Raw genomic sequence first — 11911 nt, 5'->3', positions numbered from 1 at the left:
CGCTTTCGTCCATTGTTAACCGAAGGCCTTGGTAACCGGCTTTCTCCCAGCCCGCAATCAACGATAGGCTCATGGCGCCCTTTCTCCGCATCCTCGGCATCGAAACAAGCTGCGACGAAACCGCGGCTTCCGTGGTCGTGCGGCATCCCGACGGGCGTGGCGAAATCCTGTCGGACGTCGTTTTGTCGCAGCTCGAGGAGCACAGCGCCTTCGGCGGCGTCGTACCCGAGATCGCCGCCCGCGCCCATGTGGAGGCGCTGGACGGGCTGATCCAGGAGGCACTTGAGCAGGCAAAGGTCTCGCTGCCGGAGATCGATGCCGTGGCGGCCACCTCCGGCCCCGGGCTGATCGGCGGGCTGATCGTAGGACTGATGACCGGCAAGGCGATCGCCAGGGTGACGAACAAGCCCCTCTTTGCGATCAACCATCTCGAGGGACACGCGCTGACGGCGCGCCTGACGGACGGCCTGCCCTTTCCCTATCTGATGCTGCTCGTTTCCGGTGGCCACACGCAGCTCATCCTGGTGCGCGGGGTGGGCGAATACGAGCGCTGGGGCACCACGATCGACGATGCGCTCGGCGAGGCGTTCGACAAGACAGCGAAGCTGCTGGGGCTTCCCTATCCGGGCGGTCCGGCGGTGGAACGGGCGGCCCTCAAGGGCGATCCGGACCGCTTCAAGCTGCCGCGTCCGCTGGTGGGCGAGGCCCGGCTGGACTTTTCCTTCTCCGGGCTCAAGACCGCCGTCCGGCAGGCGGCGACCGAAATCGCGCCTCTGAGTGACCAGGATGTCGCCGACATCTGCGCCTCGTTCCAGAAGGCGGTCTCGCGGACGCTGCAGGACCGCATCGGCCGTGGACTGGCCCGCTTCCGGGGCGAGTATGCGGATGTGGATGTGCAGCCCGCGCTGGTGGTCGCCGGCGGGGTGGCGGCCAATGACGAGATCCGCCGGACGCTGCAGGCTCTCTGCATCGAACACGGCTTCCGCTTCATCGCGCCGCCGATGCGGCTCTGCACCGACAACGCGGCGATGATCGCCTGGGCGGGACTGGAGCGTATGGCGGCAGAGCTTCCGTCCGATCCGCTCGACGTGCAGCCGCGGTCGCGCTGGCCGCTCGACATGAGCGCGCAGACTATGCTGGGTTCGGGCAAGCGGGGGGCAAAGGCATGAGCGTCCGTCAGAATGTCGTCGTCATCGGAGCGGGCGCCTTCGGCACCGCGCTTGCGGCCGTCATGGCCCTGCAGGAGAGCCTGAGGGTGACGCTGGTCGGCCGCAATCCGATCCTGATGAGCGACCTGCGGGATCTGCGATCCCATGACGGCTCGCTGCCGGGCGTCCCGTTGCCGGATGTGCTGGAGTTTTCGGCAGAGCCCGACGCCGTATCGGAGGCTGTGTTCGTTCTTTTTGCCATGCCCTCACAGGCACAAGCCGATGCCGCCCGGCATTATGCTCCCTATCTCGCGCGCCAGGCCGCGGTCGTCACCTGTGCCAAGGGGCTGGAGCGCACCTCCGGAGCATTGCTGACCGAGGTCCTGGAACGGGAACTGCACGGGCGGCCCGCTGCCGCCCTCAGCGGACCCGGCTTCGCCGCGGATATCGCCCGCGGGCTGCCGACGGCGATGACGATCGCCGCGAGCGACACGGATCTCGCGGAAACGCTTGCGCAAACCCTTTCGACCCGGACGTTCAGGCTCTACGCATCCACCGACCGTACGGGAGTCCAGCTGGGCGGAGCGCTGAAGAACGTGCTGGCTATAGCCTGCGGGATCGTTGAAGGTGCGGGGCTGGGCGAATCCGCCAGGGCAGCGCTCATCTCCCGCGGGCTGGCCGAGATGTCCCGCCTCGTGGACCGGATGGGCGGACGTGCGGAGACCGTGCGCGGGCTGTCGGGGCTGGGCGATCTCGTCCTCACGGGCACCAGCCACCAGTCCCGCAACCTTCGCTACGGCATTGCCCTCGGCAGCCAGGCCCATAACGGCGGTAGTGGCGATCTGGTCGAGGGCGCCCATGCCGCCGCCGTCGCCGCCGAGCTGGGGAAGAAGCAGGGCGTGGACCTGCCGATCACCAATGCCGTTGCCGATATCATCGCGGGAAGGCTCGCGATCCCGGCTGCGGTCGAACAACTGATGACGCGCCCGATCACCACGGAATAACTGAAGGAAGAGACATTTCGATGCTGTTCGCATTTCTTTGCACCGACAAGCCCGGCCACCTCAACGTGCGGATGGATACGCGCCCGGCGCATCTCGATCACCTCAACAAGCTCAATGCCGAAGGCACGCTGAAGATGGCGGGGCCGTTCCTGGACGACGAAGGCAAGCCGAACGGCAGCCTGGTGATCGTCGAGGCGGAAGACATGGCTGCCGCGAGAGCGCTTGCCGAGGCCGATCCGTATTATCAGGCGGGTCTTTTCGAAAAGGTCGAGGTGAAGCCCTATAACTGGGTCTTCAACAAGCCGGAGGCCTGAGGCGATGGCATACTGGCTTTTCAAGTCCGAGCCGAATGTCTGGTCCTGGGAAATGCAGAAGGCCAAGGGCGAGGCCGGCGAAGAGTGGACGGGCGTCCGCAACTACCAGGCCCGCAACAACATGCGGGCCATGAAGCTCGGCGACAAGGGCTTCTTCTACCATTCCAACGAGGGGCTGGAGATCGTCGGGATCGTCGAGGTGTGCGCACTCAGCCATCCGGATTCGACGGCGGGAGATGACGCGCGCTGGGACTGCGTCGACATCCGCGCCGTGTGCGACATACCGAAGCCTGTGACGCTCAAGGACATCAAGGCCAACCCGGCGTTCGAGAAAATGTCGCTGGTGACGTCGATGCGCCTGTCCGTGCAGCCGGTGACGGACGAGGAATATGCCGAGATCTGCCGCCTCGGCGGCCTGGACAACCCGCCCCGTTCGCCCGGCTGAGACCACAGTGAAGACAGAGCCTCGTCGCTTCATCCTCGACAACACGACGCTGCAGGTACCGCCGCACGTGCCGGAGATCCGGCTGCATCTTGCCGACGAGGCGCATGATCTCTGGCAGAAGACGGAGGAGGAACTGGAGGAGATCGGGCTGCCGCCGCCCTTCTGGGCCTTCGCCTGGGCAGGCGGACAGGGACTGGCGCGCCACATCCTGGATCATCCGGAAACGGTGCGGGGAAGAAGGGTCCTGGATTTCGCCACGGGCTCGGGGCTGGTGGCGATCGCCGCGCGTATGGCGGGCGCAAGGGACGTTCTGGCTGCCGACATCGACCGCTGGGCCGCCGAGGCCGTTGCCCTCAATGCGGCTGCAAACGGAGTGGAGGTCGCTTTCACCGGCCGCGACCTGACCGGTTCGGTCGTGGACGCTGACACGGTTCTCGCCGGCGACGTGTTCTACGACAGGGACTTCGCCCAGGCGCTGCTGCCCTGGTTCAAGACACTCACCGGACACGGCATTGTTATCCTGGCGGGTGATCCGGGACGGAGCTATCTTCCGAAGGATTGCCTCGAGGCGCTTGCCGTCTACGAGGTGCCGGTGACACGGGCGCTGGAAGACAGCGAGGTCAAGAAGACCACGGTCTGGCGGTTCGTCTAGTTATTGGCGCGGATAACGCAGACGCCGGCCTCGTAGGAGCAGGGGTTCTTGAAACCGTTCAGCCTCAACCCGTCGCCGACATGGATGATGGTGGCTTTGGGCCGCAGCATCGGCGCCCGAGACTTCAGGCGATTGGGGTCGACGACCCAGACCGACCGGCTGAAGGTGCCTACCCGCGGTATTCGCGTGACCGGGCTAGTGTAGCCGATGGAGGGGGCTGCCCTGTAATAATGGTGATAGCCGGAGCCCCGCGCGGAACTGTTCCAGCCGTCCCCTGCCGCGGCAGGCCAGGCCGCAGCCGCGGCGACGGAGCACAAAAAGGCACGCAAGGCCAAGCGTTTCCCGGTCATCATGACCCTCCACTTCAAGCATTAACGGAAGGTTAACACACTTGCCCTAGGGAGTCGCCAAGGCTGTGGGGCTGATGCAGGATTTGGTTAATCCGCAGGGCGCAAGAAGCGGAGATTGAAGGGTTTCGGCCCCAATCGATTTAAATTTGAAATCCGTTTGAAATCGCTTGTCGTAGGGTATATCGGGCATTAAACCACGCTGATTGATGCAATGCACATTTCTTCGGCATGGTGCATTGGCGGGTGCAAGGCCCGGAGACGCTTCAACGCCGCGAGGTCCTGATGGCGAATGTGACAAAAAACCGGCCCCTGTCGCCGCATCTGCAGGTCTACAGATTCATCCCCACCATGGCCATGTCGATCATGCACCGCATAACGGGCGGCGCGCTCTATTTCGGCATGATCCTGGTTGCCGCCTGGCTGATCGCCGCGGCCTCCGGTGAGGAGGCCTTCAACCAGGCCAATGCGCTGTTCGGATCGCTGGTCGGCCAGATCATACTGTTCGGTTTTACCTGGGCGCTGCTGCATCACCTGCTGGGCGGCCTTCGCCACATCATGTGGGACCTCGGATACGGCTTCGAGAAGGAATTCGCCACGAGGCTCGCCAAGGCCAACCTGGCCGGCTCCATCGCCCTGACGGTCCTGGTCTGGCTCGTCGTGATCCTGGTTCGCTGAGGAGGAAGTTCATGGATATGCGTACCCCCCTCGGCAAGGTTCGTGGTCTTGGCTCCGCCAAGAGCGGCACCGATCACTTCTGGAAAGTCCGCACGACCTCCGTCGCGCTCGTGCCGCTCGTTCTCTTCTATGTCGTCTTCCTGATCATGTATGTGGGCCGCCCCTATGCAGAGGTCGTCGGCGCGCTGGCCAATCCCTTCGTGGCGGCCATCAATGCGCTGACGGTCCTGGCGACGGTCGTCCACATGCGCCTCGGCATGGAGGAGGTCATCCAGGACTATATTCACAATGAGGGGGTGAAGGTCGTGCTCCTCATCCTCAATGCCTCCTTCTCCCTTCTGATCGGCGGTCTCTGTCTTATCGCCGTCCTGAAAATCGCATTTGCAGGATAATCCCGCCATGGCATCGATCACTCCCATCGCTCAAGGAACATCTCAGGCCGGCAAGGCCTATACCTATGTCGACCATTCCTATGACGTGATCGTCGTCGGTGCGGGCGGCGCGGGCCTGCGGGCGACGCTCGGTATGGCAGAGCAGGGTTTCAAGACGGCCTGCATCACCAAGGTGTTCCCGACCCGCTCGCATACGGTCGCCGCCCAGGGCGGTATTGCCGCGTCGCTCCAGAACATGACGCCGGACTGCTGGCAGTGGCACCTCTACGACACCGTCAAGGGCTCCGACTGGCTGGGCGACGTCGATGCGATGCAATACCTCGCCATGGAAGCGCCGAAGGCGGTCTACGAACTCGAGCATTACGGTGTCCCCTTCTCGCGCAACGAGGAAGGCAAGATCTACCAGCGGCCGTTCGGCGGCCACATGCAGAACTTCGGCGCCGGTCCCCCGGTGCAGCGCACCTGCGCCGCCGCAGACCGTACCGGCCATGCGATCCTGCATACGCTCTATGGCCAGTCGCTGCGCAACAATGCGGAATTCTTCATCGAATACTTCGCGCTCGACCTGATCATGTCGGACGATGGCCGCTGCACCGGCGTCGTGGCCTGGAATCTGGATGATGGGACGATCCATCGCTTCGCCGCCAAGATGGTGGTGCTGGCGACCGGCGGCTACGGCCGCGCCTATTTCTCGGCCACCTCGGCGCACACCTGCACGGGTGACGGCGGCGGCATGATCGCTCGCGCCGGCCTGCCGCTGCAGGACATGGAGTTCGTCCAGTTCCACCCCACCGGCATCTACGGCTCAGGCTGTCTGATCACCGAGGGAGCGCGCGGCGAAGGCGGCTATCTCGTCAACTCGGAAGGCGAGCGCTTCATGGAGCGCTATGCGCCGTCCGCCAAGGACCTGGCGTCGCGCGACGTGGTTTCCCGCTGCATGACGATGGAAATCCGCGAAGGCCGCGGCGTCGGCAAGAACAAGGACCATATCTTCCTGCATCTCGACCATCTCGATCCGGCCGTTCTTCACGAACGTCTGCCGGGGATTTCCGAGAGCGCCAAGATTTTCGCGGGCGTCGATGTGACGCGCGAGCCGATCCCGGTCCTGCCGACCGTGCACTACAATATGGGCGGTATCCCGACGAACTTCTGGGGCGAGGTGCTAAACGCCGACGGAAACAATCCGGAACGGATCGCGCCCGGCCTGATGGCGGTCGGGGAGGCCGGCTGTGCTTCGGTGCACGGCGCTAACCGCCTTGGCTCCAACTCGTTGATCGACCTCGTCGTCTTTGGCCGCGCCGCGGCCATCCGCGCGGGTCAGGTCATCGACAAGGCCGAGCCTGTTCCGGCGCTCAATACGGCAGCCTGCGACAAGATCATGGATCGCTTCGACCGCATGCGGAACGCGAACGGCGGCACGCCGACGGCGGTGCTGCGCGACAAGATGCAGCGCACGATGCAGGAAGACGCGGCCGTCTTCCGGACGCAGGAGTCGCTCGAATCGGGCTGCCGCCGCATGTCGGCGATCTGGGGCGAACTGAAGGACATCAAGGTCACCGACCGCTCGATGATCTGGAACTCGGATCTCGTCGAGACGCTGGAACTGGAGAACCTGATGGCGAACGCCATCACAACGGTCTACGGCGCGGAAGCACGCAAGGAAAGCCGCGGGTCCCACGCCCGCGAGGATTATACGGAAGGCCCGTTCGGCGGCCGCGACGACGTGAACTGGCGCAAGCACACGCTTGCCTGGGTCAACGAAGCCGGCGACGTGAAGCTCGACTACCGCCCGGTTCATACGGAACTCATCGCCGACGGCATCGATCCCGCCAAGATCGAGCCCAAGGCCCGCGTCTACTGATCCCGAGAGGAACCGGACATGGTTGAACTCGCCCTCCCGAAGAATTCCCAGATCACCGAAGGCAAGGTCTGGCCGAAGCCCGAAGGGGCAGCGAACGTCCGCGAATACCGGATCTACCGGTGGAATCCGGACGACGGCCAGAACCCGCGCATCGATACCTACTACGTCGATATCGACGACTGCGGCCCGATGGTTCTCGATGGTCTTCTCTACATCAAGAACAACATCGACCCGACGCTGACGCTGCGCCGCTCCTGCCGCGAGGGCATCTGCGGTTCCTGCGCGATGAACATCGACGGCTCGAACACGCTGGCCTGCACCAAGGGCATGGACGACATCAGCGGCACCGTGAAGGTCTACCCGCTGCCGCACATGCCGGTCGTGAAGGACCTCGTGCCGGACCTGACGAACTTCTATGCCCAGCACCGTTCGATCGAACCGTGGCTGAAGACGGTTTCGCCTCCGCCTGCGAAGGAGTGGAAGCAGAGCCATGAGGACCGGCTGAAGCTCGACGGCCTCTACGAGTGCATCCTCTGCGCCTGCTGCTCGACCTCCTGTCCCAGCTACTGGTGGAACGGCGACCGTTACCTCGGCCCGGCTGTCCTGCTCCAGGCCTATCGCTGGCTCATCGATTCGCGCGACGAGGCCAAGGGCGAGCGTCTCGACAACCTCGAGGACCCGTTCCGTCTCTATCGCTGCCACACGATCATGAACTGTGCGCAGACCTGTCCGAAGGGATTGAACCCCGCCAAGGCCATCGCCGAAATCAAGAAGATGATGGTCGAACGCCGCGTCTAACGGCGGGCGGAGGGCGGATAGCGCTTGATGTTCGCCCCCGCTGTTCCATGTTGACCTACATGGGCACGGGATGATGGGGCAATCCCGCGCCGTCTTGATTTGGCACGGTTGTTCGCGATAATTCGGCCGTCTTTCATCGATAGTTACGGGCAAACAGGCAGAGATCGGAGTGAAGTGATGCAGTTCAGGTATGTCGCAACGGGCTTGATGGTCGCCATGTCCCTAGCCGGTTGCCAGCGCACCTCCTACAGCCCCTACGACAATCTTCCGTCGCAGCCGGCGCCGCTTCAGGCCCAGCCCGTTCCTTCCGTTCAGTCGAACCAGCTTCCGCCTCCCGGAGGCGCTGGCCAGTTCCCCTCCGCTCCTCAACAGCAGACCGCCGCGCTCGATCCGAATGCATCGGCAGCGCCGGCCACTGCGCTCGACGTCACGAAGGAGCAGATGGTCGGCAACTGGCGGGTCTCGTATGCGGGTTCATCCTGCGACATGTTCCTGACGCTCACCAATCTGGGCAGCGGCTCGCGCGGCGGTACCCGTGGTTGCGCCGGCGAACTGACCACCATGGGGTCGTGGGAAGTCTCTGGCAAGATGGTCCAGTTCAAGGACCGGTCGGGCAATACGATCGGCCGGGTCTACAAGACCGCCGAGAACCGGTTTGACGGTACCACCAATTCCGGACAATCCGTCAGCCTGAGCCGCTGATCGGCAGACCGGAGCGCCGTCCCCGGCCATGGAAGCCATACCCGACTACACGCACAGCGTCGTAGAAGAGCTGAAAGCGCTTGCCGCAGCCGGAACGTTGCAGGCGGACAGGGCACAGTTTGCGGTCGGCGCGAAGCTCGATCGGGTTCTGGCCGATCTCCGCGATGCCCGCCCCGCCAAGAAGAAGAGCGCGCTCGGCTGGCTGTTCGCCAAAGGTAGCGGCAAGCCGAAGCCGATCCAGGGACTTTATGTCCATGGCAGTGTCGGGCGCGGCAAGACCATGCTCATGGAGATGTTTTTCAGGAAGGCGCCGGCTGACCGGAAGCGGCGCGCCCATTTCCACGAGTTCATGGCTGACGTGCACGGGCGCGTCCATGAGCATCGTATGAAGGTGAAGAACGGTGAGGTACGGGACCCGGATCCGATCCCCGCGGTGGCGGCCTCGATCTATGCCGAGGCGGAGCTTCTCTGCTTCGACGAGTTCTCCGTCACCGACATCACCGACGCGATGATCCTCGCACGGCTGTTCACGGAACTGTTCTCGCTCGGCTGCGTCCTGATCGCCACCTCCAACGTCGCGCCTGAAAATCTTTACAAGGACGGGCTGAACAGAGGCCTCTTCCTGCCGTTCATCGACCTCCTGCGCCGGCATGTCGAGGTCACGACGCTGGATTCCGATACCGATTACCGCATGCAGAAGCTTGCGAACCTGCCGGTCTATGTCACCCCGCTCGGCCCCCAGGCGGATGCCACCATGGAGGCGGCCTGGCATCAGGTGACGGATGGCGCACGGGCGGGGCCTGCCGAGGTGCCCAGGAAGGGCCGCTCCATCCATGTGCCCTCGGCTGCCGGACGTATCGCCCGTTTTTCCTTCGCCGACCTGTGCGAGCGGCCGCTCGGTGCGGCCGACTACCTCGCCATCGCGGAGCGTTTCGATTCTATCTTCCTAGAGCGCGTGCCGCAACTCGGGCCGGAAAAACGCAACGAAACTAAGCGGTTCATCAATCTTGTCGACACGCTCTACGACAATGCGATCCGCCTCTACATCTCCGCCGCATCCCCGCCGGAGCATCTGCTGACGGCGAAACGGGGCACCGAAGGCTTCGAATTCGACCGGACCGTGTCGCGGCTTTTCGAGATGCGGAGCGCGGACTATGCGGCACTGCATCATAGCCGACACGGGGAGGCTTCCGTGACATTGCCATAAAATTCTTACGTTTACGTAAGAATTTTATGATCTAACCGATTGAAAAATCTGTGGTCGAAAGAAGCAGTTGCCAATTTCGGCAGTTGTGGGTATGGCGTGGGGCACATTGGCGGGCGGCAAGCCGTGTCGGCCAAGGTTTTGATCGCGAGAGGAAGCTTTTATGGCGCGCAAAAAGATCGCACTCATCGGTTCCGGAATGATCGGCGGCACGCTGGCCCACCTGGCCGGCCTGAAGGAACTCGGCGACATCGTCCTGTTCGACATCGCCGACGGCATCCCGCAGGGCAAAGGCCTCGACATCGCCCAGTCGTCTCCGGTCGAAGGCTTCAACGCCAAGCTGACCGGTGCCAGCGATTATGCCGCGATCGAGGGCGCTGATGTCTGCATCGTCACCGCCGGCGTCGCCCGAAAGCCGGGCATGAGCCGCGACGACCTGCTCGGCATCAATCTGAAGGTCATGGAACAGGTTGGCGCGGGCATCAAGAAATACGCCCCGAACGCTTTCGTCATCTGCATCACCAATCCGCTCGACGCCATGGTCTGGGCGCTGCAGAAGTTCTCCGGCCTGCCGAAGAACATGGTGGTCGGCATGGCCGGCGTTCTCGACTCCGCGCGCTTCCGCCTGTTCATCGCCGAGGAATTCAACGTCTCCGTCCAGGACGTCACGGCGTTCGTTCTCGGCGGCCACGGCGATACCATGGTGCCGCTTGCCCGCTACTCGACGGTCGCCGGCATTCCGCTCACCGACCTCGTCAAGATGGGCTGGACCACCCAGGAGCGCCTGGAGCAGATCATCCAGCGCACCCGTGACGGCGGCGCCGAGATCGTCGGCCTGCTCAAGACCGGCTCCGCTTACTATGCTCCGGCCGCTTCTGCGATCGAGATGGCCGAGTCCTATCTCAAGGACAAGAAGCGCGTCCTGCCCGTCGCCGCTCACCTGACCGGCCAGTACGGCGTGAAGGACATGTATGTCGGCGTGCCGACCGTCATCGGCGCAGGCGGTGTCGAACGCGTCATCGAGGTCGAGTTCAACAAGGACGAGGAAGCCGCCTTCCAGAAGTCGGTCGGCGCGGTCGCAGGCCTCTGCGAAGCCTGCATCAACATCGCTCCTGCGCTCAAGTAATCGCACCAGCCAACCATCCAAGGACAAGCTGATGAACATCCATGAATACCAGGCCAAGGCTCTGCTCAAGAGCTACGGCGCGCCGGTCGCGGAAGGCGTGGCCATCATGAAGGCCGAAGAGGCCGAGGCTGCGGCCAAGTCGCTTCCTGGCCCGCTCTATGTGGTCAAGAGCCAGATCCATGCCGGCGGCCGCGGCAAGGGCAAGTTCAAGGAACTCGGTCCCGATGCCAAGGGGGGCGTGCGCCTCGCCAAGTCGGTCGACGAGGTCGTGGCCAACGTCAAGGACATGCTGGGCAACACTCTGGTGACCGCCCAGACCGGCGAGGCCGGCAAGCAGGTCAACCGTCTCTATATCGAAGACGGCGCCGACATTGCCCGCGAACTCTATTGCTCGCTGCTGGTCGACCGCTCGGTCGGCCGCGTTGCCTTCGTCGTCTCCACCGAGGGCGGCATGGACATCGAGGCCGTCGCCCACGATACCCCGGAGAAGATCCATACGATCGCCATCGATCCGGAAGCCGGCGTCACCGCCGACGACGTGGCGAAGATCTCCAAGGCGCTGGAACTCGAAGGTGCGGCCGCCGAAGATGCGAAGTCGCTCTTCCCGATCCTCTACAAGGCCTTCTCCGAGAAGGACATGTCGCTGCTCGAGATCAACCCGCTGATCGTCATGCAGAACGGTCACCTGCGCGTGCTCGATGCCAAGGTTTCCTTCGACGGTAATGCGCTGTTCCGCCACGACGACGTCAAGGCGCTGCGCGACGAGACCGAGGAAGACGCCAAGGAAATCGAGGCCTCCAAGTGGGACCTCGCCTACGTGGCGCTCGACGGCAATATCGGCTGCATGGTGAACGGCGCCGGTCTCGCCATGGCGACGATGGACATCATCAAGCTCTACGGCAAGGAGCCGGCGAACTTCTGCGACGTCGGCGGGGGCGCTGGCAAGGAGAAGGTGGCGGCAGCCTTCAAGATCATCACTGCCGATCCCAAGGTGGAAGGCATCCTCGTCAATATCTTCGGTGGCATCATGCGCTGCGACGTTATCGCAGAGGGCGTTGTCGCGGCCGTGCAGGAAGTCGGCCTCAAGGTTCCGCTCGTCGTGCGGCTGGAAGGCACCAATGTCGAACTCGGCAAGAAGATCCTGAACGAGTCCGGCCTCGCGATCACCGCGGCTGACGACCTTGACGACGCGGCGAAGAAGATCGTCGCGGCGATCGAAGCCTAACCCGGAAGGACCGCA

Annotated in this window: 14 protein-coding genes; 13 read left to right on the top strand and 1 reads right to left on the bottom strand. The window is 63.7% G+C overall.

What is annotated here, in order from left to right; all coding sequences use genetic code 11:
• Window positions 1-71 precede the first annotated feature (71 nt).
• Genes tsaD through RTCK_RS12830 form a run of 5 tightly spaced genes read left to right on the top strand, consistent with a single transcriptional unit; the run spans window position 72 to window position 3563 of the window.
• Complete coding sequence (gene tsaD, locus RTCK_RS12850) at window positions 72-1169, top strand: tRNA (adenosine(37)-N6)-threonylcarbamoyltransferase complex transferase subunit TsaD (protein WP_142593062.1); 1098 nt, start codon at window positions 72-74, stop codon at window positions 1167-1169.
• Complete coding sequence (locus RTCK_RS12845) at window positions 1166-2152, top strand: NAD(P)H-dependent glycerol-3-phosphate dehydrogenase (protein WP_142593061.1); 987 nt, start codon at window positions 1166-1168, stop codon at window positions 2150-2152. Before tsaD ends, RTCK_RS12845 begins: the two co-directional genes overlap by 4 nt.
• Window positions 2153-2172: 20 nt before the next feature.
• Window positions 2173-2466 (top strand): YciI-like protein, encoded by a 294-nt coding sequence (locus RTCK_RS12840; protein WP_142522660.1) that lies wholly within the window; start codon window positions 2173-2175, stop codon window positions 2464-2466.
• Window positions 2467-2470: 4 nt separating this feature from the next.
• Window positions 2471-2911, top strand: a complete 441-nt coding sequence (locus tag RTCK_RS12835) for an EVE domain-containing protein (RefSeq protein WP_142522661.1) — start codon at window positions 2471-2473, stop codon at window positions 2909-2911.
• A gap of 7 nt (window positions 2912-2918) precedes the next feature.
• A complete protein-coding gene (locus RTCK_RS12830; RefSeq protein ID WP_142522662.1) occupies window positions 2919-3563 on the top strand; it encodes a class I SAM-dependent methyltransferase in 645 nt (214 codons plus the stop codon).
• Here the strand turns inward: RTCK_RS12830 and RTCK_RS12825 are convergent.
• On the bottom strand, window positions 3560-3913 hold the full coding sequence (locus tag RTCK_RS12825) for a hypothetical protein (protein WP_142522663.1): 354 nt from the start codon (window positions 3911-3913) through the stop codon (window positions 3560-3562). The two genes, RTCK_RS12830 and RTCK_RS12825, sit on opposite strands and share 4 nt — an antisense overlap.
• A gap of 282 nt (window positions 3914-4195) precedes the next feature.
• Here RTCK_RS12825 and sdhC point away from each other — a divergent pair, with 282 nt between their 5' ends.
• The 8 genes from sdhC (at window position 4196) to sucC (ending at window position 11896) form a co-directional block, all read left to right on the top strand.
• Window positions 4196-4588, top strand: a complete 393-nt coding sequence (gene sdhC / locus RTCK_RS12820; RefSeq protein ID WP_142593060.1) for a succinate dehydrogenase, cytochrome b556 subunit — start codon at window positions 4196-4198, stop codon at window positions 4586-4588.
• An 11-nt stretch (window positions 4589-4599) separates the two neighbouring features.
• Window positions 4600-4980 carry a succinate dehydrogenase, hydrophobic membrane anchor protein gene (gene sdhD, locus RTCK_RS12815; RefSeq protein ID WP_142522665.1) on the top strand — a complete coding sequence of 127 codons (381 nt, stop codon included), beginning with the start codon at window positions 4600-4602 and terminating at the stop codon, window positions 4978-4980.
• Between the two features lie 7 nt (window positions 4981-4987).
• A complete protein-coding gene (gene sdhA / locus RTCK_RS12810; RefSeq protein WP_142522666.1) occupies window positions 4988-6841 on the top strand; it encodes a succinate dehydrogenase flavoprotein subunit in 1854 nt (617 codons plus the stop codon).
• A gap of 18 nt (window positions 6842-6859) precedes the next feature.
• Window positions 6860-7639, top strand: a complete 780-nt coding sequence (locus RTCK_RS12805; protein WP_142522667.1) for a succinate dehydrogenase iron-sulfur subunit — start codon at window positions 6860-6862, stop codon at window positions 7637-7639.
• A gap of 177 nt (window positions 7640-7816) precedes the next feature.
• Window positions 7817-8341 (top strand): protease inhibitor Inh/omp19 family protein, encoded by a 525-nt coding sequence (locus tag RTCK_RS12800; protein WP_142522668.1) that lies wholly within the window; start codon window positions 7817-7819, stop codon window positions 8339-8341.
• Window positions 8342-8369: 28 nt separating this feature from the next.
• A complete protein-coding gene (gene zapE / locus RTCK_RS12795) occupies window positions 8370-9548 on the top strand; it encodes a cell division protein ZapE (protein WP_142593059.1) in 1179 nt (392 codons plus the stop codon).
• 160 nt (window positions 9549-9708) lie between these two features.
• Entirely contained in the window at window positions 9709-10671 is a 963-nt protein-coding gene (gene mdh / locus RTCK_RS12790; protein WP_142522670.1) for a malate dehydrogenase, read from the top strand.
• 31 nt (window positions 10672-10702) lie between these two features.
• Window positions 10703-11896, top strand: a complete 1194-nt coding sequence (gene sucC, locus RTCK_RS12785; RefSeq protein WP_142522671.1) for an ADP-forming succinate--CoA ligase subunit beta — start codon at window positions 10703-10705, stop codon at window positions 11894-11896.
• Window positions 11897-11911 lie beyond the last annotated feature (15 nt).

This window comes from Pseudorhizobium endolithicum, assembly GCF_902153245.2.
Classification (GTDB): domain Bacteria; phylum Pseudomonadota; class Alphaproteobacteria; order Rhizobiales; family Rhizobiaceae; genus Neorhizobium; species Neorhizobium endolithicum.
This window is presented reverse-complemented; position numbering and strand designations above follow the sequence as displayed.